This is a genomic window from Streptomyces curacoi, from assembly GCF_001513975.1.
Classification (GTDB): Bacteria; Actinomycetota; Actinomycetes; order Streptomycetales; family Streptomycetaceae; genus Streptomyces; species Streptomyces curacoi.
In genome coordinates, this window is record NZ_KQ947990.1 from 141,250 (window position 1) to 162,138 (window position 20,889).

Here is a 20,889-nt window from a genome sequence, read left to right on the forward strand (position 1 = left end):
TCTCCACACACGCTCAAAGTTTGCGTTCAGTAAACGCACAGGAAAAACGCAGAAACACCGCTCAATTGTTCACGTTTACCTGTGACTTGAGTCACAAGAGGCATTAATTGTTGACCCTGTGTACCGAGTGGGCAGCGCGCTGTGATTCAGTGGCGGGGAACCAGCAAGGAACGTTACGCCGAAGAGAACCCTTGATTCGCTGCGAGGTCTCGGGGGGAGGGCGAGCATGGAGACCGAGTCGGAGCCGTATGTCCGTCTTGGCACCCTGCGACAACTGCACCAGGTCATGGCGGACATGAACACGGCCCGCAGCCTGGCGGACACGCTCCAGACCGTCGCCGACGGCGTCGTCACCGGCCTCGGCTACGAGCTGGCGTGCGTCAACCTCGTGCGCCCCGACGGCGATCTCGTCGTCGCGGCCTTCTCCGGCAACCCGGCCGCCGAGGCGCTCATCACCGGCCGCGTCGGCTCCCGCGAGTCCTGGGAGCGCCGCCTGAACATGGGCGAACGCTGGGGCGACCTGGTCTTCATCCCGCACACCGAGGGCTGGATCCTCGACGACGACGACGTACCGCAGTGGTACACCGACGGCCCCGCGCCCCGCTTCGAGGACGAGTGGCACCCGAGCGACCGGCTCTTCGCGCCGATGTACACGCCCGGCGTGCAGGGCGCGTGCGGCGAGCTGATCGGGGTGCTGTCCGTGGACCGGCCGCGCAACGGCCGGCTGCCCGGGGCGTGGGGGCGCGAGGCGCTCCAGATGTACGCGTTCCAGGCGGCGATCGCGATCAGCAACGCACGTCTACGCGCGAATATGCAGCGGGCACTGGTGAGGCTGGAACGCGAGCAGCAGGCCCTGCGCGCAAGTGAGGAAAGCTTCAGGCAGGCCTTCGAGTACGCCCCCTCCGGCATGGCCATCGCCGAGATGGGCGGCGACCAGCACGGCCGGATCCTGCGCACCAACGACGCCCTGTGCCGCCTGCTCGGCCGCCCCGCCTCCGCGATGCGCCGCTACGCCTTCTCCGACCTGGTCCACCCAGAGGACATCGGCACGCTGCTGCGGACCTCCGCCGAGGGCGGACGGGCGGAGCTCAGGCTCGGGCGCCGGGACGGTACGTACGTCTGGGTGAGCCTGCGCAACAGCGTCGTCGCCGACGCCGCCGACGGCCCCCGCTTCCTGCTCACCCACGTCGAGGACATCGAGGAGCGCAAGCGCCGCGAGCTCCAGCTCGCCCACCGCGCCTCCCACGACTCGCTCACCGGTCTGCCGAACTCCGCCGAGCTGCGCTCCCGCCTCTCCGCCCGCCTGTGCCAGCGCTCCACCCACCCGGGCGCCGCCCTGGAGTCCGTCGACGCGGCCTACGGCCACCCCGCCTACGACGCCAACGGCCACGGCTTCGACTTCCGGCCCGGCGCGGCGGCGTACGAGGCCTACGACCACCACGTCCACACCGTCGCCCCGACCGAGGGTGAGCGCGACGACGGGACCAAGGGGCTCGCGGTGCTCTTCTGCGACCTCGACGGCTTCAAGTCGATCAACGACCGGTTCGGGCACAACGCGGGTGACGCGGTTCTCATCGAGGTGGCCAGGCGGCTGACCCGAGGTGTCCGCGACGGCGACACCGTCGCCCGGCTCGGCGGCGACGAGTTCGTGATCCTCGCCGACGGGCTCGGCCGGGCCGACGCCCAGGACCTCGCCGTACGGCTGCGCAACGAGATCATCCAGCCGATCAGGGCCGAGGGACGGGCCGTCCGCGTCGGCGCCAGCTTCGGCATCGGGTGGGCACACTGCGGCATGACTGCGGACGAAGTGTTGAAGTCTGCTGACGAACGGATGTACGTCGAGAAACGATCTCGTCCCAAACAACACAGACGCGCTGGGTAACCCCCAGGTCAGCGAGCTGATGCGATCCGAGTCACCCGTTTGGGCCAGCGGGAGCGGGTAGGCTCGCCATTCATCACACGTATCGCATCCGCCCGCACCCGGTGAGGAGTACCCAAGGGATGACGTCCGGCAACAACGGCGCCAGCACGCCCGAGGACGACGACCCGTTCGGCTACCTCTACGCCGACGGGCAGGCCAACGGAGCCCAGCCACCGTCCGGTGGAGGAGGCTACGGCTACCCGGGCTCGGTCAACCGCGTCCGAGCGGTCGGCCAGCGCCAGTACGGCCAGCAGCAGCCGACGGCGGCCTACGGCCAGATCCCGCAGCAGCAGGGCGCGTACGGCCGGCCGAACGCGCACTACGCGGCACCGGAGACGTTCCCCGGCGGGGCGCCGACGGCCCAGCAGCAGCCGGCGTACAGCGGCGGCGGCGCGGGCCGCGGCGGGGGGCCCAACACCAAGGGCCTGCTGATCGGGGCCATCGCGGTCGTCGCGGCGGTCGTCATCGGCATCAGCGTCGCCATGCTGGGCGGCGACGACAAGGACAACACCGGCAACGAGGCCCAGTCGCCCCCGACACAGTCCGAGAGCGCGGAGTCCAGCCCGTCGGCGAGCAGCAGCAACGTGGCGAACGAGGAGGACCTGCCGTCGATCGACGCCAAGGCGCTGGCCCTCGGCGGCACCGCCGCCCTCGCGTCCGACATCAAGGGCGCCCAGGCGGACGGCGGCGTCTACGTCACCGGCTTCAACCAGGTCGGCTCCTCGGTCACCTGGAGCGTCGACGGCATCCCCAAGAAGGGGAAGTACACCGTGTTTGTCGGCTACAGCGTCCCGGGCAAGGACCAGACCGCCACCCTCACGGTCAACGGCACGCCGGCCAGCACCCCGGTCGACCTGAAGAACTGGGCGGGTGCCCCCGAGGGCGACTACGCCAAGGGCTGGACGAAGACCTACAACTACGTCCAGCTCAACAAGGGCACGAACACGATCAAGGTCTCCTGCGAGCAGGGCAACCAGTGCGACGCCCTCATCGACCGGCTGTGGCTGGTGAAGGGCTGGGTAAGATCCGGCAGTTAAGCCTCGGTGTGCTGCCTTCTGACGAAGGAAGCGATCACCCTCCACGCAGCATTGGTGAGTTGTGTGGAGGGTGATTCTCAGGCGCTGCCGCCGACTGCACAGACCCCGGTCGGCGACTCCCCCATCACTATGGCAGCGCCAAGGCTGCTCAGATACGTCCGACCTCGACGCACCGGGCGGCTACCCAACCTGTCTTGCCGCCCCACTTCACCTTGTACCAGTCCTTGCCGGAAGGGCCACCGGACCAGCACTTGTACGAGCCGCCGTTGTCCTCTCGTATGCACGTCCTTGTGCTGCAAGGAACCCTGGTGTCAGTGTCATAGATGGTCGCTATCTTCGAAGCAGAGGTGCTGGGGCTCGTACGGATGCTGAATGAATGAGTACCGTTCATCCAGACTCCCGCCTGGACTCCATCTGCCGATGCCGTGGGGCTCACGGAGATGATGAGCCCCATAGAGGCCATACAGAGAGCTGCGAGGTGCTTGACAGCTCTTGACTTGCGCATGTGTTCCCCCGATGAGAACGAGATCTTGGTCGTCCGTGATCATATGCTCACCGGTTGGGGGTCGGGGATTGGGCGATTGCTGGCCGAAGGCAATGTCACGCGGCCGTGACGTCACCCGTCACCGTGACGTGGTCCACTAGGTCCTCGTACATACCCCGCTCGAACTCCCCCGCCACCGGCGCCACCACGCTCGCCGCGCTCAGCGCCGCCGCGCGGGCCAGCCGGTCCGGCCATGGGAGCTTCTCCACCAAGCCCGACAGCAGGCCCGCGACCGCTGCGTCGCCGGCGCCCGTCGGGTTGCCGTGGAGGTGGGCGGGTGGGGTGGCGCGCCAGCGGCCCTCGGGGGTCAGGGCGAGCAGGCCGGCCCCGCCGAGGGAGGCCACGACGGCCCGGGCGCCGCGCCTGCGGGCGTCCTGGGTGGCGCGCGACGGCTCGTGGGAGCCGGTGAGCTCGGCGAGCTCGTCGGCGTTGGGCTTGATGATGTCCGGGCGGGCGGCGACGCCCCGGCGCAGCGCCTCGCCGCTGGTGTCCAGGAGTACGGGGATGTCGGCGGCCTTGGCGGACCGCACCAGACCGGCGTACGCGCCCACCGGAACTCCCGGCGGCAGGCTGCCGCACAGGGCGACCGCGGAGGCCGCGGGGAGCAGATCCTCGTACGCCTCCTGGAAGGCGGACCACTCGGCGGGGGTGACCGTCGGGCCGGGCTCGTTGAGCTGGGTGGTGTCGCCGGTGCGGTCGTCGACGACGGCGATCGTGCGCCGGGTCGCGCCCGTCACCGGGACCAGCGCGTCCACCACGCCGGGCGTGGCCTTGAGCCGGTCCTGGACGACGCGGCCCGTCGCGCCGCCCGCGAAGCCGGTGACCGTCACCTCGTGTCCCAGGGCCGCCAGGACGCGGGCCACGTTCAGGCCCTTGCCGCCGGGGCGTTCGGTCACCTCGGAGACCCGGTGGGACCCGTGGGGCCGTAGCGCCCGTACGCGATAGGTGATGTCGAGAGCGGTGTTCAGTGTGACCGTGAGGATCACCTGGGCCGACCTCCCCCGAAGAAGTTCGCGATGTGTTCGCCGTCTGTCTGCCGGACGCTTCGCCCGGAGGCTTGATCATGCCAAACGGGCGGCGGCCGTCCCAGTCTCCCAGGACAACCGCCGCCCTCAACAGCGGGACACATCACCCCAGTTGGGGCTCAACCACCCATTCACCACGGCGCATCACGCCCACGAGGTCGAAGCCGGAGTCCAGGACGACCAGGTCGGCGTCCTTGCCGGGCTCCAGGGAGCCGATGCGGTCGTAGCGGCCGAGCAGCTTGGCGGGGTTGGCGGACAGGGCCGTCACCACGTCCTCGACCGGCAGCCGGTCGATCGTCACCGCCCGCTTGAAGGCGCGGTCCAGGGTGAGGGTCGAGCCGGCGATCGAGCCGCCCTCGACGAGGCGTGCCACCCCGTCGGCCACCTCCACCTCCAGCGGGCCGAGCATGTAGCGGCCGTCGCCGAAGCCGGCCGCGTCCATCGCGTCCGTGATGAAGGCGACCCGGTCCGCGCCCGCGTGATGGAACGCCAGTTCCAGCGCCGCCGGGTGGAGGTGCGTACCGTCGTTGATCAGCTCGACCGTGACCCGTTCGTCCTCCAGCAGGGCCGCGATCGGGCCCGGCTCGCGGTGGCCGAGCGGCGGCATCGCGTTGAACAGGTGCGTGGCGACCGTCGCGCCCGCCTCGATCGCCTCCACCGTCTGCTCGTACGTCGCGTCCGTGTGCCCGATCGCCGCGATGACGCCGTGTTCGGCGAGGAGACGTACGGAGTCGATGCCGCCGGGCAGTTCGGTGGCGAGGGTGACCATGGTCGCGTGGCCGCGCGCGGCGTCGATCAGCTTGCGGACCTCCGCCGGGTCCGGGTCGCGCAGCAGCTCCTCGGAGTGCGCGCCCTTGCGGCACGGCGAGATGAACGGTCCCTCGAAATGGATGCCGGCGATCTCGCCCTGCTCGGCCAGCTCGGAGAGAAGGCCGGCGCGCTGTGCCAGGAAGCCCATGTCACCGGTCACCGTGGAGGCGACCAGGGTGGTGGTGCCGTGCAGGCGGTGGGTGTGGATGCCGGTGACCACGTCGTCCGCCGTGCCCGAAGTGAACGAAGCTCCACCACCACCGTGATTGTGGATGTCCACGAAGCCCGGCACCAGCCAGTGGCCGTTGAGGTCGATGCGGTGAGCGTTTTCTGGGGCTGTGCCGGTGATGCGGGTGCCGTCGACGATCACTTGCGCGTCCTTGACGGTTCCTGTGGGCATGACCACGTTGGCGCCGGAGAGGATCAGGGGCGCTCTGCCCGTCGCGGGGGGCGGGTTCGTCGTGGCCGGTCGCGCCCACGCGGCGGTAGCCGCAGATTCAGCGCTGTCCCGCGCCCCTAGGTCCGCTGCCATCAGGGAGATACCTCCGTACGGTCGGTGTGGTCGAGGAGATCCCAGGCCAGGAGGCCGGCACCCAGGCATCCGGCGGTGTCGCCCAGGGCCGCGGGGACGATGGACGGCAGCCGCTGGAAAGTCACCCGCCGCCGGACTGCGTCCCGCAGTGGTGTGAACAAGGTTTCCCCCGCCTCGGCGAGGCCGCCACCGATGATCAGGGTGCGGGGGTCCAGCAGGGTGAGCGCGGTGACCAGGCCGTCCGCGAGGGCGGCCACGGCGTCCTGCCAGACTCGTACGGCGTTCGGGTCACCGGACGCGACGGCCTTGGCGCAGTCCGCCGCGTCCGCCGCCGGGTCCCCGCAGGCGGCGGCCCACGCCTCGCTCACCGCCGCCGCGGACGCGAACCGCTCCAGGCAGCCGTGCTGTCCGCAGGGGCAGGGGGTTCCGCCGGGCCGTACGACGATGTGGCCGATCTCGCCCGCGAAGCCGTGCGCGCCCGCCTCCACCCGGCCGTCGATGCCGATGGCGCCGGCGATCCCGGTGCCGAGGGGCACGAAGAGGAAGCGGTCGGCATCCTTGCCCGCTCCGATCCGGCCCTCCGCCAGACCGCCGGTGCGCACGTCGTGGCCGAGGGCGACGGGGAGGCCGCCGAGCCGTTCGGTGAGCAGCCGCCGCAGCGGTACGTCCCGCCAGCCCAGGTTGGCCGCGTAGGCGGCGACGCCCAGATCCTCGTCGACGATCCCGGGGACGGCGACGCCGACGGCGGACGCGGGCCCGCCGAAGCGCTGCTCGCCGTACGCGCGCAGTTCGGCGGCGAAGTCGAGGATGCCGTCGACGACCGCGTCCGGGCCGCGCTCGCGACCGGTCGGGCGGCGCGCCTGGTGCAGCAGCTCGCCGTCCGCCCCGACCAGGGCGGCCTTCATACCGGTGCCGCCCACATCGAGGGCGATGACATGTCTCACGGGGGACAGTGTGGCTTGCGCACCCGCGAGAGGTCTAGTCCACTTACGTGGTGTAGACCTTAGGGGGCAATTTGTATGACGTTTCGAAAGCTTTCGAACATGGGTGTGGGGCGGTTTTGCGTGCAGCGGCGTAGGCGTACGGGAACGATCGCGGCGGTGTCCGCGCTGGGCCTGACGGCGGTACTGGGCGGCTGCGGGCTGACGGGCGGTTCGGACCAGGTGACGCTGAAGCTGGTCGCCGCGGACTACGGCGACAGCGCGGCGAACACTTCCCAGAAGTACTGGGAGAAGCTCGTCAAGGAGTACGAGGAGCAGCACCCCGACGTGAAGATCGACGTCACGGTGTACTCCTGGAACGACGTCGACGCCAAGGTCAAGGAGATGGTCGACGCCGGGCAGGCGCCGGACCTGGCGCAGATCGGGGCGTACGCCGACTACGCGGCGAAGGACCTCCTCTACGAGGCCGACGAACTGCTCTCCATTCCCGTCCAGGCCGACTTCGTCTCGCAGCTCGCGGACGCGGGGCAGGTCAACGGCGTGCAGTACGGCATACCGTTCGCCTCCTCCACACGCCTGCTCTTCTACAACAAGACCCTCTTCCAGAAGGCCGGCCTCACCCCGCCGAAGACCTGGAAGGAGCTGGCCGCCGACGCCGAGGCGCTCAAGGCGGAGGGCGTGAAGTACCCGTACGCGCTGCCGCTCGGTGCCGAGGAGGCGCAGGCCGAGACCATGCAGTGGCTGCTCAGCGGCGGGGGCGGCTACACCGACGCCGAGACCGGCACGTACAGCATCGACTCCGCGGAGAACGTCGCCACCTTCAACTGGCTCAAGAACAACCTGGTCGGCAAGGGGCTCACGGGACCGGTCGCCCCCGGCGAACTCAACCGGGCCGACGCGTTCTCCGCCTTCGCGGCCGGTGACGTCGGCATGCTCAACGGCCATCCCTCCCTGATGCAGATGGCCGCGAAGAAGGGCGTGAAGTTCGGCATGGTGCCGATGCCCGGGGCCGAGGGGCCCAGCAAGGTGTCCATGGGCGTGGCCGACTGGATGATGGCCTTCAAGAAGAACGGCCATGCCGAGCAGGTGGGCGAGTTCCTCGACTTCGTCTACGACAAGGAGAACGTCCTGGAGTTCTCCCGCGAGTACGACCTGCTTCCCGTCACGAACTCCGCGTCCACGGTGATGACCGCGGCCAAGCAGGACGCCGACCTGAAGCCCTTCCTGGAGGAGCTCCCGCTCTCCGAGCTCTACCCGGTCGGCAAGACCTCCTGGGCGGCGGTCAGCGCGGACGTCAAGCAGCGCATCGGCAAGGCGGTCTCCTCCGGGGGCAGTCCGTCGGGGATCCTGAGCCAGCTGCAGTCGACGGCCACGCGGGCGGAGAGCGCCGAGTAGGTGCCGGTTGTCGGTGGCTGGGGCTAGCGTGCGACACATGAACCAGGACCAGCCCGAGGCTTCCCTCGCCGAGCGCGAGCAGGCCATCCTCGCTCTGGAGCGCCGGGGCTTCGCGGGGCCCGGTGCGAAGGAGCGCGCGATACGTGAGGAACTGGGCCTGGCTCCCGTCCGCTACTACCAGCTGCTCAACGCGCTGTTGGACGACCCGCGGGCGCTGGCGCACGACCCGGTGACGGTGAACCGGCTGCGGCGGGTGCGGGAGGCACGGCGGGCGGAACGGTGACGACCCTCAAACGCCGGAGGGGCTGGTTTTTCAGCCCGTCCGGCGTTTGAGGACAAGGCCCCTTCAGGGCCGAAACGGGGGTCTGGGGGCCGCAGGCCCCCAGGGGACGGGAATGGGTAGGGGCGGCGGGGGCGAGGAACTCCCGGTCCACTGGATAGGGTCGCCGTATGGGCAGTCACAAGGATCTGACCGGTTCCGACTCGACCGACCCCACCATGGACCCGCTGCCGACACCCGCGACCCAGGCCGGGCGGGACGGCCTGGCCGCCGTTCTCGCGCGGCCCGGGCGGGCGCTGGTCGCGCTCGACTTCGACGGGACGCTCGCATCGATCGTGCCGGACCCGGAGAAGGCCCGGGCGCACCCGGACGCCTTGCCGGCGCTGGCCGCGCTCGCACCCAAGGTGGCCGCCGTCGCGGTGATCACCGGGCGGCCGGCCGACGTCGCCGTGCGGTACGGCGGGTTCGCCGGAGCCCCGGGACTGGAGCACCTCGTCGTGCTCGGGCATTACGGCGCCGAGCGCTGGGACGCCGTCAGCGGTGAGGTGTCCGCGCCCGACCCCCACCCCGGCGTCGCCACCGTGCGCGCCGAACTGCCCGGCCTGCTCGACCGGGCCGGCGCCGGACCCGGCACCTGGACCGAGGACAAGGGGCACGCCCTGGCCGTGCACACGCGCCGGGCGGCCGACCCGCAGGGCACCTTCGACGCCCTGCGCGAATCCCTCACCGACCTCGCCGCCCGCAACGGCCTCATCGTCGAACCGGGGCGGATGGTCCTCGAACTCCGGCCGCCCGGCATGGACAAGGGCGTGGCGCTCAGCGAGTACGTCCGTGAACTCGGCGCCGAGTCCGTCCTCTACGCCGGCGACGACCTCGGCGACCTCCCCGCCTACGCCGCCGTCGACGAACTCCGCGCCGACGGCACCCCCGGCCTGCTGGTCTGCAGCGGCAGCGAGGAGGTCACCGCGCTGTCGGAGAAGGCCGATCTCGTGGTCGACGGCCCGCAGGGGGTCGTACGGCTGCTGCGGCAGATCGCCGCTCAGGCGGGCTGACGGGGATCCTGGTCCAGCGCGTGCAGCTGGTCCAGGAACCACTGGGCCGGCGGGAGCGCGGTGGCCGCGGCAGCCAGCCGCTTCGACCGCTCCGCCCGCTCCTCCGGCCGCATCGACAACGCCTCGTGCAGCGCCCGCGCCGTCTCCAGCACGTCGTAGGGGTTGACCGAGATCGCGTCCTCGCCCAGCTCCCAGTGCGCGCCCGCCTCACGCGACAGCACCAGCGCGCAGCCCTCGTCCGACACGACCGGCACCTCCTTCGCGACGAGGTTCATGCCGTCCCGAATGGGGTTGACCAGCGCCACGTCCGCGAGGCGGTACGCGGCGAGCGAGCGCGCGAAGTCGTCCTTGACGTGCAGCACGACCGGGGTCCAACCCGGCGTTCCGTACTGGGAGTTGATCTCCTCCGCCAGCCGCTGCACCTCGGCCGTGTAGTCGCGGTACACCGCCAGGTCCTGGCGCGAGGGGTACGCGAACGCCACATGCACCACCCGTTCCCGCCACTCGGGGTGGTCGTCGAGCAGCTGCCGGTACGCCAGCAGACCCCGCACGATGTTCTTCGACAGCTCGGTCCGGTCGACCCGCACGATCGTCTTGCGGGCGCTTCCGTCCGGCGCCTCGCCGATCTCGCGCCGCAGCGCGGCCATCCGCTCCTCGACGTCCGGCCGGCGGGAGCGGTCGCGCAGGAACTCGGCGTCGGCGCCGAGGCCGTGCACCCCGATCCAGGTGGTGCTCAGGGGCGGCCGGCCGGTCGGCGTGTGCTCGATGTGCCTGGGCTCGCTCGGCACCGGTGAGTACACGGAGATCCGCTCGGCATCGATGCCGTTCGCGCAGGCCATGAAGTCATGCGCCCACCGCCAGGTCAGGAACCCCAGCCGGTCGGCGCCCAGCATGCCCCACACCAGTTGCGCGCGGATGTCGTCCGGAAGCATCCGGAAGTACTCCGCAGGCGCCCACGGCGTGTGCGAGAAGTGGCTGATCCGCAGGTCGGGGCGGAGCTCCCGGAGCATCCCCGGCACCAGGCACAGGTGGTAGTCCTGCACCAGCACCGCCGCACCCGGCGCCGCCTGCTCGGCCAGCGCCCCGGCGAACGCGCGGTTGTACGTCTCGTACGACGCCCACTGGCGCCGGAACTCCGCGTCGAAGACCGGCTCCAGCGGCGTCTGGTAGAGCATGTGGTGGACGAACCATAGGACGGAGTTCGCGATGCCGTTGTAGGCGTCGGCGTGCACGTCGGCCGGGATGGCCAGCATCAGCACGCCGTCCTCCCCGACCCCGCGGCGCACCGCCTCGCGGTCCCCGTCGGACAGCGCCGAGCACACCCACAGGGCGCCGGCGTCCGGTCCGATCGCCGACAGCCCGGAGACGACTCCGCCGCCTCCCCTCCTGGAGTGCAGCGAGCCGTCCTCGCGCACCTCGTACGAGACCGGGCCGCGATTCGACGCGACCAGCACCTTGGCAGCACCGTGCGTGGAAGCCATACGCCTCAACCTAGCCCGACCCGGAAACGCTCAAACGTGCGGTTCCCCTCAGTGAGGGGCCTTTGTACGGCCGTATACGGCCGGTTTCCGGCGTTTACGCGACCTTCCGCGTCGCGTACTCGGCGATCTCCACCATCGGCGGCCGTTCCTCCGTGTCCACGGAGAACGTGCGCGGCTCGAACCCGTCCTCGCCCCGCTCGAACTGCGTGAGGGAGGGCCGGATCAGATGGCCGCGCGCCAGCCGCAGCTGGGCCGTGCGGTAGATCGCGGCGGACATCCGGCCGAGGGCCTGCCCGTCCTGGTGGCGGTGCTTGCGCACGCCCACGTCCACCTGGGCCAGGGCGTCCAGGCCCACCAGGTGCAGGGCGTCGATCAGCATGCCCAGCTCCACGCCGTATCCGACGGGGAACGGCAGCTGTTCCAGGAGGGAGCGGCGGGCCGCGTACTCGCCGCCGAGCGGCTGTACGAAACCGGCCAGCTGCGGCCAGTGCATGTTCAGCAGCGGGCGCGCCATCAGCTCGGTGACCCGGCCGCCCTGCCCGGCCGCCCCGCCGAGGGGACGGTCGTACATGCCCTTGACCAGGTCGACGTCGGGGTCGGTGAGCAGCGGGCCGACGATGCCGGAGACGAAGTCGGAGGAGAACTCCTTCAGATCGGCGTCGATGAAGCAGATGATGTCCCCGCTGGTGACGAGCAGGGAGCGCCACAGGACCTCGCCCTTGCCGGGCACGGCCGGGATGCGCGGGAGGATCTCGTCCCGGTGCACCACGGTCGCGCCCGCGGCGGCGGCCACCTCGGAGGTGCGGTCGGTGGACCCCGAGTCGACGACGACGATCTCGTCGACCAGGGGAACCTGCCGCATGAGGTCGTGGCGGATGACCGCGACGATGTCGCCGACCGTCTCCTCCTCGTTGAGCGCGGGCAGCACGACGGAGACCGACCGGCCCGTGCGCTGCTTGGCGGCCAGGATCTGGTGGAGCGGGCGATCGGTCACGGACCAGGAGCGGGTGCGCAGCCAGCGCTCGACTTCTTCCAGCACAGCCCGGGGCTCCTCACTGTTCGTGATCACAACTGCTGACCGTGTGATCCATCTCGCGGTTCGGACGACTATCTCAACTGTCCTGGCCTTCGGTTACAGTCTTGAACAACGCGGATGACCATCGCATGTCCGGCGTCAACCGTTGTTAACAACCACATACAGCTCATCCAGAGGGGCAGAGGGAAACGGCCCGATGAAGCCCCGGCAACCCTCCAGTCGGCTCTCGTAGCGATCACTGTCGATCGTCTCCGCGGGGCTCCCGGCTAGGGAAGGTGCCAAATCCGTCTCACGGCGAGATGCGTCGTGAGGAAGATGAGGAGAAAGGGCCTCGCCTCACATGGCTGTGCAGACTGTTGCAAGCACCACCGACTCCGCCAAGACCGTCGACCTCGGTCCCGCCGCCGCTCTTTCCTGCCGCGAGTGCGGTCACCGGGTACCCCTTGGACCGGTCTTCGCGTGCGAGGAGTGTTTCGGCCCGCTGGAGATCGCCTACGACTTCTCGGCCTACGACGCCGAGGAGCTCCGCAAGCAGATCGAGGCGGGACCCGCGAACATCTGGCGCTATGCGCCCCTGCTGCCCGTCCCCGCCGACGTGGCCGACAAGCCGAACCTCAACCCCGGCTGGACCAAGCTCGTCAAGGCCGACAACCTGGCGCGCGAGCTGGGCGTGACCGGTGGTCTGTATGTGAAGGACGACTCCGGCAACCCGACGCACAGCTTCAAGGACCGGGTGGTGGCTCAGGCGCTGGAGGCGGCGCGCGCCTTCGGCTTCACGACCCTGTCGTGCTCCTCCACCGGCAACCTCGCCGGTGCGGTGGGCGCCGCGGCGGCCCGCGCCGGCTTCCGCTCCTGCGTGTTCATCCCGCACGACCTGGAGCAGGGCAAGATCGTCATGGCCGCCGTCTACGGCGGTGACCTCGTCGGCATCGAGGGCAACTACGACGACGTGAACCGCTTCTGCTCCGAGCTGATCGGCGACCCGGCGGGCGAGGGCTGGGGCTTCGTCAACGTCAACCTGCGGCCGTACTACGCCGAGGGCTCCAAGACCCTGGCGTACGAGATCTGCGAGCAGCTCGGCTGGCAGCTGCCCGACCAGATCGTCGTCCCGATCGCCTCCGGCTCGCAGCTCACGAAGATCGACAAGGGTCTGCAGGAGCTGATCAAGCTCGGGCTCGTCGAGGACAAGCCGTACAAGATCTTCGGCGCGCAGGCCGAGGGCTGCTCGCCGGTGTCGACGGCCTTCAAGGCCGGGCAGGACGTGGTCCGCCCGCAGAAGCCGAACACCATCGCCAAGTCGCTGGCGATCGGCAACCCGGCCGACGGGCCGTACGTGCTCGACATCGCGCGGCGTACGGGTGGTTCGGTGGAGGATGTGAACGACGAGCAGGTCGTCGACGCCATCAAGATCCTCGCCCGCACCGAGGGCATCTTCGCGGAGACCGCCGGTGGTGTGACGGTGGGCGTGACGAAGAAGCTCATCGAGAACGGCGTACTCGACCCCACCAAGACCACCGTCGTCCTCAACACCGGCGACGGCCTCAAGACCCTCGACGCGGTGGCCGGCACCGGCCTCACCGCCACCATCCGCCCGAACCTGGACTCCTTCCGAGAGGCTGGCCTCGCATGAGCGTGACCGTTCGCATCCCCACCATCCTGCGCACCTACACGGGCGGGCAGGCCGAGGTCGCCGCCGAAGGCGCCACCCTCGCCGAGGTCATCGCCGACCTGGAGAAGAACCACACCGGTATCGCCGCCCGGGTGCTGGACGACCAGGGCAAGCTGCGTCGGTTCGTCAATGTGTACGTGAACGACGACGACGTCCGGTTCGAGCAGGGGCTGGAGACGGCGACGCCGGACGGTGCGGGTGTCTCCATCATTCCGGCCGTCGCGGGCGGTTGATACCCGCTGATACCCGCCGGTAGTAACCGTCGGTAACACTGATTACCGAGAGTTCACCGAATTGCCCCCTCCGTAAGAGAAGCGGAGGGGGCAATTCTGTGTGGTTGAGCGAGGTACAGTTGGGGAACGTGCCGCTGATCCACGGGTCGGCAGCCCTTGATTGGCCCCTGGATTCTGCTCTGCGCCCGACAAGATGTAGCCAAAGTGTGCGCGTCTTTCGTGGCTTTTGTTCCTTTTGCCAGGTCCGACTTGACCTGAAGTCAGGGGAATTGTCCCCACATTCCCGACCGGGCGTGCCCGGATTTCTCGTCCGATTGACCTGTTGCAGACGGCAGTTGGGCAGATACATTCAGCCGCGGTCGACGCGTTCCGGCGCACGCCCCCGACCGATGGGGGGTGAGGTCTGACCCGGATCCGCGAAGTGTGGATCTGTGCAAGGGCCAGTAATAGGGGAGTTAGGCATGGCTCAGGGCACCGTCAAGTGGTTCAACGCGGAGAAGGGGTACGGCTTCATCGCGGTCGACGGTGGTGCGGATGTTTTCGTCCACTACAGCGCGATCCAGATGGACGGCTACCGCACCCTGGAGGAAGGTCAGCGGGTCGAGTTCGAGATCTCGCAGGGCCAGAAGGGGCCGCAGGCGGACATGGTCCGCGTGGCCGGCTGAAGCACGCGCCGACTGACTGCAGCGACACGTTCTTCTTCGAAGGGCTCGTACCTCACGGGGTACGAGCCCTTCGCCATGTCCGGGCATGTCGGGGCCATGTCCGGGACCCGTCGGGACCTGTTCGCGCCGGGCTGAGCGCCCCGCCCGATCCCCGAGAGCCGCTTGCACTCGCATGGGTCGAGTGCTAATCATTGGCGTTAGCACTCTGAAGGTGAGAGTGACAATGAAGGACCGGGTCGGTGAGGCCCGCAGGCCGGGTGGGGCAAGGAACCACGAGGCAGGCAGGCCGTCCGTCGCGGGCGCGGGCGCGGTCCGAAGGAATCACCCCCAGTCCTGGAGGGACCACTTCACATGGCCAAGATCATCGCGTTCGACGAGGAGGCGCGGCGCGGCCTCGAGCGCGGCATGAACCAGCTCGCGGACGCCGTGAAGGTGACGCTCGGCCCCAAGGGTCGCAACGTCGTCCTCGAGAAGAAGTGGGGCGCCCCCACGATCACCAACGATGGTGTCTCCATCGCCAAGGAGATCGAGCTCGAGGACCCGTACGAGAAGATCGGCGCCGAGCTGGTCAAGGAAGTCGCCAAGAAGACGGACGACGTCGCCGGTGACGGTACGACCACCGCGACCGTTCTCGCCCAGGCCCTGGTCAAGGAGGGTCTGCGCAACGTAGCCGCCGGCGCCAACCCGATGGCCCTGAAGCGCGGTATCGAGAAGGCCGTCGAGGCCGTCTCCGCCGCCCTGCTTGAGCAGGCGAAGGACGTCGAGACCAAGGAGCAGATCGCCTCCACGGCCTCCATCTCCGCCGCCGACACCCAGATCGGCGAGCTCATCGCCGAGGCCATGGACAAGGTCGGCAAGGAAGGCGTCATCACCGTCGAGGAGTCCCAGACCTTCGGTCTGGAGCTGGAGCTCACCGAGGGTATGCGCTTCGACAAGGGCTACATCTCGGCGTACTTCGCCACCGACATGGAGCGTATGGAGGCCGTCCTCGACGACCCGTACATCCTGATCGCCAACTCCAAGATCTCCTCGGTCAAGGACCTGCTCCCGCTCCTGGAGAAGGTCATGCAGTCGGGCAAGCCGCTGCTGATCATCGCCGAGGACGTCGAGGGCGAGGCCCTGTCGACCCTGGTCGTCAACAAGATCCGCGGCACCTTCAAGTCCGTCGCCGTCAAGGCCCCGGGCTTCGGTGACCGCCGCAAGGCCATGCTCGGCGACATCGCCATCCTCACGGGCGGCGAGGTCATCTCCGAGGAGGTCGGCCTGAAGCTGGAGAACGCCACGCTCGACCTGCTGGGCAAGGCCCGCAAGGTCGTCATCACCAAGGACGAGACCACCATCGTCGACGGTGCCGGCTCCTCCGAGCAGGTCAACGGCCGTGTGAACCAGATCCGCGCCGAGATCGAGAACAGCGACTCCGACTACGACCGCGAGAAGCTGCAGGAGCGCCTGGCGAAGCTCGCCGGCGGTGTCGCGGTCATCAAGGCCGGTGCCGCCACCGAGGTGGAGCTCAAGGAGCGCAAGCACCGCATCGAGGACGCCGTGCGCAACGCCAAGGCGGCCGTCGAGGAGGGCATCGTCGCCGGTGGTGGCGTGGCCCTCATCCAGGCCAGCGCTGTCTTCGAGAAGCTGGAGCTCGAGGGTGACGAGGCGACCGGCGCCCAGGCCGTGAAGCTCGCGCTCGAGGCCCCGCTGAAGCAGATCGCCGTCAACGCCGGCCTTGAGGGCGGCGTCGTGGTGGAGAAGGTCCGCAACCTCACCCCGGGTCACGGCCTGAACGCCGCGACCGGCGAGTACGTCGACCTGGTCGCCGAGGGCATCATCGACCCGGCGAAGGTGACCCGTTCCGCGCTGCAGAACGCCGCCTCCATCGCCGCGCTGTTCCTCACCACCGAGGCCGTCATCGCCGACAAGCCGGAGAAGGCCGCCGCGCCCGCCGGTGGCGGCATGCCGGGCGGTGACATGGACTTCTGATCGACCTGACGGTTGATCAACGTCCTTACCGAGGGCGGCACCTCCTGTTCCGACAGGGGGTGCCGCCCTCGGGCGTTTCGGCAGCGGTCCGTCGGGGGGCGAGTCAGCGCCGCGGCGCCGCCCGTGGGCCGTTGATCGTCTGCTGCGCCGTCGTGGCTGGTCGCGCGGTTCCCCGTGCCCCTTCAGGGCGCTGTGCGTGGCCGGGGTCATAGCGCGGATGCCGTGAGATGCGGAATGTGAGGCCTCGCATAGGTGGTTAGTTAAGGGAGTGCAACAATGCGCGCGCACATACCAATCGGTTAGCGCAGTCGTCTCCGAGGAGCCCGAGTGACCGTCACCACCTCTTCCGCCTCCCGTGCGGCCCAGATCCTGGGCCGTCCGACCACGATCAACGGCCTCACCGTCCCCAACCGCATCGCGATGGCGCCGATGACGCGCATGTTCTCCCCGGGCGGCGTCCCCGGCGAGGACGTCGTGTCGTACTACTCGCGTCGCGCCGCCGCCGGGGTGGGCCTGATCGTCACCGAGGGCACCTACGTCGGCCATGAGTCGGCCGGGCAGAGCGACCGCGTTCCGCGGTTCCACGGCGAGGAGCAGCTGGCGGGCTGGGCGAAGGTCGCCGAGGCGGTGCACGCGGCGGGCGGCACGATCGTGCCGCAGCTGTGGCACATCGGCATGGTCCGCAAGCAGGGCCAGCCGCCGTTCGCGGACGCCCCCGCCGTCGGCCCCTCCGGGCTGCGCATCGGCGAGACCGAGCCCGCCGGCAAGGCGATGACCCGGCAGGACCTGGACGACGTCATCGGCGCGTTCGCCGAGGCGGCCGCCGCGGCCGAGCGCACCGGCTTCGACGGTGTGGAACTGCACGGCGCCCACGGCTATCTGCTCGACCAGTTCCTGTGGGAGGGCACCAACCGCCGCACCGACGCCTACGGCGGCGACCCGGTCGCCCGGACGAAGTTCGCGGCGGAGATCGTGGCGGCCGTACGCGAGAAGGTCTCCGCCGACTTCCCCGTCATCTTCCGCTACTCGCAGTGGAAGCAGGAGGCCTATGATGCCCGGCTCGCCGAGACCCCGGAGGAGCTGGAGGCCATCCTGACCCCGCTCGCCGCGGCCGGCGTCGACGCCTTCCACGCCTCCACCCGCCGCTACTGGATCCCGGAGTTCGACGGCTCGGACCTCAACCTGGCGGGCTGGACGAAGAAGCTGACCGGCAAGCCCGTCATCACTGTCGGCTCGGTCGGCCTGGACGGCGACTTCATCCGCGCCTTCGTGGGCGAGGGCTCCGCGGTCAAGGGCATCGACGACCTCCTGGACCGCCTGGAGCGCGAGGAGTTCGACATGGTGGCCGTCGGCCGGGCCCTGCTCCAGGACCCCCAGTGGGCGGCGAAGGTCCTCGGTGACCGCCTCGACGAGCTGAAGCCGTACGACGCGGCGGCGCTGAAGACGCTGAGCTGACGCCGTACGCCCTTGTGGGACAGGGCAGTTGAGGGTGACGGTACGGCCATGACTGTCACCCCCTCGGCCTCCCGCGCCGCCCACGTCCTGTCCCGCCCCCTCTCGCTGAACGGGCTCATGGTCCCCAACCGGATCGTCATGGCGCCGATGACCCGCAAGTTCTGCCCCGACGGGGTGCCCGGCGAGGACGTGGCCGCGTACTACGCCCGCCGGGCCGCGGCCGGGGTGGGGCTGATCGTCACCGAGGGCGTGTACGTCGACCACGCCTCGGCCGGCGAGTTCGACCGCATCCCACGCCTGCACGGCCCGGAGCGGGCGGCGGGCTGGGCGAAGGTCGTCGACGCCGTGCACGCGGCGGGCGGCACGATCATGCCGCAGATCTGGCACATCGGGATGATCCGCGACCGGCCGGAAGGGGTGTACGCCGGGGCGCCGAGCACAGGCCCCTCGGGCCTGCGCATCGACGGCACCGAGGGCGCCGGCCGGGCGATGACGCTCCAGGACGTGGCCGACGTGGTCGAGGCGTTCGCGCGGGCGGCGGCCGACGCCGAGCGGCTCGGCTTCGACGGGGTGGAGATCCACGGCGCGCACGGCTACCTCATCGACCAGTTCCTGTGGGCGGGGACGAACCGCCGCACGGACGCCTACGGCGGTGACCTGCTCGCCCGGACCAAGTTCGCGGCGGAGATCGTGGCCGCCGTACGGGAGTCGGTCTCGCCGTCGTTTCCGGTCGTCTTCCGTTTCTCGCAGTGGAAGCTGTGGGCGTGGGAGGCGCGGCTCGCCGAGACGCCGGGCGAGCTGGAGGCGGTCCTCGCGCCGCTGGTGGAGGCGGGCGTGGACGCCTTCCACGCCTCCACCCGCCGCTACTGGATCCCCGAGTTCGAGGGCTCGGAACTCAATCTGGCGGGCTGGACGAAGAAGCTGACCGGCAAGCCGGTCATCACCGTCGGCTCGGTCGGTCTCGACGGCGACTTCCTCGGGGCCTTCCTGGGCGAGGGCGCCCCGCTCCAGGGGCTCGACCACCTCCTGGACCGGGTCGAGGCCGGGGAGTACGACCTGGTGGCCGTGGGCCGGGCGCTGCTCCAGGACCCGCAGTGGGCGGCGAAGGTGCTGGGGGGAAGGTTCGGGGAGCTGTCGGCGTACGACGCGGCTTCGCTGAACACGCTGAGCTGACAGCACTGAACCCAAGGGGGCCGGTCGCGTCGTGCGGCCGGCCTTCGGCGTGACCTGGGTCGCTTGAGTAAGTCAATCAGCTGCCTTAAGGTTGCCTGAGTCAATCACATGGACTCGCATTGACTCTCTTTCCCCTCGTACGCCGACGGAGGCCCCGCCATGTCCGACACCCCTGCCCGTCCCGCCGAGGCCGGGGGTTCCGCCCCGCCGAGGCCGAACGCCGTGGTGGCGGTGCTGGCCTTCGCCGGGATCGTCGTCTCGCTGATGCAGACGCTGGTCATCCCGATCGTCCCGGAGCTGCCGAGGCTGCTCGACGCCCCCGCCTCGGACACCGCCTGGGCGGTCACGGCGACGCTGCTCGCGGCGGCCGTCGCGACACCGGTGACGGGGCGGCTCGGTGACATGTACGGCAAGCGGCGGATGCTGCTGGTCAGCGTCGTACTGCTGGTGAGCGGCTCCGTCGTCTGCGGCCTCAGCGAGTCGCTGGTCCCGATGATCGTGGGCCGCGTGCTCCAGGGCCTGGCCTCGGGTGTCATCCCCCTCGGCATCAGCATCATGCGGGACGAACTCCCCGCCGAGCGCCTCGGCTCGGCCACCGCCCTGATGAGCGCCTCCCTGGGCATCGGCGGCGCGCTCGGTCTGCCCGCCGCCGCGCTCATCGCGGACAACTTCGACTGGCACGTGCTGTTCTGGACGTCGGCCGGCCTCGGTGTCGTGGCGCTGGTGTGCGTGGTGCTGCTCGTGCCCGAGTCGAGGGTGCGCACGGGCGGCCGGTTCGACCTGGTCGGTGGTGTCGGCATGGCGGCGGGGCTGGTCTGTCTGCTGCTCGCCGTCTCCAAGGGTGCCGACTGGGGCTGGGCGAGCGGCACGACGCTCGGCCTGTTCGCGGCGGCCGTGGTGATCCTGTCGGCGTGGGGCTGGTGGGAACTGCGCACGGAGCAGCCGCTGGTCGACCTCCGTACGACCGCCCGCCGTCAGGTGCTGGTCACGAACCTGGCCTCGATCGCGGTGGGCTTCGCGATGTTCGCGATGAGCCTGGTCATTCCGCAGCTCCTCCAGCTCCCCGAGCAGACGGGCTACGGCCTCGGCAGGTCGATGCTGGTGGCGGGCCTGTGCATGGCGCCGTCGGGACTCGTCATGATGGCGACGGCCCCGGTGTCGGCCGCGATCTCCCGGGCCAAGGGGCCGAAGGTCACCCTGATGGTCGGCGTCCTGATCGTCGCCGCGGGCTACGGCCTCAACATCGTCCTGATGTCCGAGGTCTGGCACTTCGTCTTGGTGGCCTGCGTCATCGGCGCCGGCGTCGGCTTCGGTTACGGCTCGATGCCCGCGCTCATCATGAGCGCCGTACCGGCGTCGGAGACGGCGGCGGCCAACAGCCTCAACACGCTGATGCGGTCCCTCGGCACGTCCACGGCGAGCGCGGTCGCGGGCGTGATCCTGGCCCAGATGACGACGGACCTGGGCGGTTACGCGCTGCCGTCCGAGAACGCCTTCAAGGTGGTCCTCGCGGTGGGCGCCGGGGCGGCGCTGCTGGCGTTCGTGGTGGCGTCGTTCATACCGCGGCAGGAGGTGGCCGCCGCCCGGGAGCCGTTGGCGGAGGGGGCGGCGGAGCCGGCGGGGGCGACGGCGCAGCGGTGACCGAAGCGGTGGCTGAAGCAGTTAC

General features: G+C 70.0%; 17 protein-coding genes and 1 riboswitch. Of the genes, 12 read left to right on the top strand and 5 right to left on the bottom strand.

Annotated elements, in window-relative coordinates:
- The first annotated feature begins 226 nt into the window (after positions 1-226).
- The gene (cdgB, locus tag AQI70_RS23765; protein WP_062153378.1) at positions 227-1,882 is read left to right on the top strand and encodes a diguanylate cyclase CdgB; all 1,656 of its coding nucleotides are present in this window, start codon (positions 227-229) and stop codon (positions 1,880-1,882) included.
- 119 nt (positions 1,883-2,001) lie between these two features.
- Positions 2,002-2,958, top strand: a complete 957-nt coding sequence (locus AQI70_RS23770; protein WP_062153380.1) for a CBM35 domain-containing protein — start codon at positions 2,002-2,004, stop codon at positions 2,956-2,958.
- Between the two features lie 600 nt (positions 2,959-3,558).
- On the opposite strand, the gene AQI70_RS23780 is transcribed toward AQI70_RS23770, so the two are convergent.
- The 3 genes from AQI70_RS23780 to AQI70_RS23790 all read right to left on the bottom strand — a co-directional run bounded on the left by AQI70_RS23780 (position 3,559) and on the right by AQI70_RS23790 (position 6,813).
- Positions 3,559-4,488: a 1-phosphofructokinase family hexose kinase gene (locus AQI70_RS23780; protein WP_062153384.1), complete on the bottom strand. Its 930-nt coding sequence runs from the start codon at positions 4,486-4,488 to the stop codon at positions 3,559-3,561.
- A 142-nt stretch (positions 4,489-4,630) separates the two neighbouring features.
- Positions 4,631-5,737 carry an N-acetylglucosamine-6-phosphate deacetylase gene (gene nagA, locus AQI70_RS23785; protein WP_062154104.1) on the bottom strand — a complete coding sequence of 369 codons (1,107 nt, stop codon included), beginning with the start codon at positions 5,735-5,737 and terminating at the stop codon, positions 4,631-4,633.
- Positions 5,738-5,868: 131 nt separating this feature from the next.
- Positions 5,869-6,813, bottom strand: a complete 945-nt coding sequence (locus AQI70_RS23790; RefSeq protein ID WP_062153387.1) for an ROK family protein — start codon at positions 6,811-6,813, stop codon at positions 5,869-5,871.
- 99 nt (positions 6,814-6,912) lie between these two features.
- On the opposite strand from AQI70_RS23790, the gene AQI70_RS23795 reads away from it, so the two are divergent.
- The 3 genes from AQI70_RS23795 (at position 6,913) to otsB (ending at position 9,537) form a co-directional block, all read left to right on the top strand.
- Positions 6,913-8,205 (top strand): ABC transporter substrate-binding protein, encoded by a 1,293-nt coding sequence (locus tag AQI70_RS23795; protein WP_079051452.1) that lies wholly within the window; start codon positions 6,913-6,915, stop codon positions 8,203-8,205.
- Between the two features lie 37 nt (positions 8,206-8,242).
- Positions 8,243-8,488 (top strand): DUF3263 domain-containing protein, encoded by a 246-nt coding sequence (locus tag AQI70_RS23800; RefSeq protein ID WP_062153391.1) that lies wholly within the window; start codon positions 8,243-8,245, stop codon positions 8,486-8,488.
- A gap of 167 nt (positions 8,489-8,655) precedes the next feature.
- Positions 8,656-9,537 carry a trehalose-phosphatase gene (gene otsB / locus AQI70_RS23805; protein WP_062153393.1) on the top strand — a complete coding sequence of 294 codons (882 nt, stop codon included), beginning with the start codon at positions 8,656-8,658 and terminating at the stop codon, positions 9,535-9,537.
- Here the strand turns inward: otsB and AQI70_RS23810 are convergent.
- Positions 9,525-11,018, bottom strand: coding sequence for an alpha,alpha-trehalose-phosphate synthase (UDP-forming) (locus tag AQI70_RS23810; RefSeq protein WP_062153395.1), 1,494 nt, complete (start codon positions 11,016-11,018; stop codon positions 9,525-9,527). The two genes, otsB and AQI70_RS23810, sit on opposite strands and share 13 nt — an antisense overlap.
- A gap of 94 nt (positions 11,019-11,112) precedes the next feature.
- A complete protein-coding gene (locus tag AQI70_RS23815) occupies positions 11,113-12,057 on the bottom strand; it encodes a glucosyl-3-phosphoglycerate synthase (RefSeq protein ID WP_062153398.1) in 945 nt (314 codons plus the stop codon).
- Positions 12,058-12,217: 160 nt separating this feature from the next.
- A riboswitch (SAM riboswitch) is annotated at positions 12,218-12,376 on the top strand.
- 18 nt (positions 12,377-12,394) lie between these two features.
- Between AQI70_RS23815 and thrC the strand changes: the two genes are divergently transcribed.
- The 7 genes from thrC (at position 12,395) to AQI70_RS23850 (ending at position 20,864) form a co-directional block, all read left to right on the top strand.
- Positions 12,395-13,684 carry a threonine synthase gene (gene thrC / locus AQI70_RS23820; protein ID WP_062153400.1) on the top strand — a complete coding sequence of 430 codons (1,290 nt, stop codon included), beginning with the start codon at positions 12,395-12,397 and terminating at the stop codon, positions 13,682-13,684.
- Positions 13,681-13,956, top strand: coding sequence for a MoaD/ThiS family protein (locus AQI70_RS23825; RefSeq protein ID WP_004000249.1), 276 nt, complete (start codon positions 13,681-13,683; stop codon positions 13,954-13,956). Before thrC ends, AQI70_RS23825 begins: the two co-directional genes overlap by 4 nt.
- Before the next feature lie 461 nt (positions 13,957-14,417).
- A complete protein-coding gene (locus AQI70_RS23830; RefSeq protein ID WP_003986833.1) occupies positions 14,418-14,621 on the top strand; it encodes a cold-shock protein in 204 nt (67 codons plus the stop codon).
- A 351-nt stretch (positions 14,622-14,972) separates the two neighbouring features.
- On the top strand, positions 14,973-16,595 hold the full coding sequence (groL, locus tag AQI70_RS23835; protein WP_062153402.1) for a chaperonin GroEL: 1,623 nt from the start codon (positions 14,973-14,975) through the stop codon (positions 16,593-16,595).
- Positions 16,596-16,922: 327 nt separating this feature from the next.
- A complete protein-coding gene (locus AQI70_RS23840; protein WP_062153404.1) occupies positions 16,923-18,050 on the top strand; it encodes an NADH:flavin oxidoreductase in 1,128 nt (375 codons plus the stop codon).
- A 48-nt stretch (positions 18,051-18,098) separates the two neighbouring features.
- Positions 18,099-19,223, top strand: coding sequence for an NADH:flavin oxidoreductase (locus AQI70_RS23845; RefSeq protein ID WP_062153407.1), 1,125 nt, complete (start codon positions 18,099-18,101; stop codon positions 19,221-19,223).
- 159 nt (positions 19,224-19,382) lie between these two features.
- Positions 19,383-20,864: an MFS transporter gene (locus AQI70_RS23850; RefSeq protein WP_062153408.1), complete on the top strand. Its 1,482-nt coding sequence runs from the start codon at positions 19,383-19,385 to the stop codon at positions 20,862-20,864.
- Positions 20,865-20,889 lie beyond the last annotated feature (25 nt).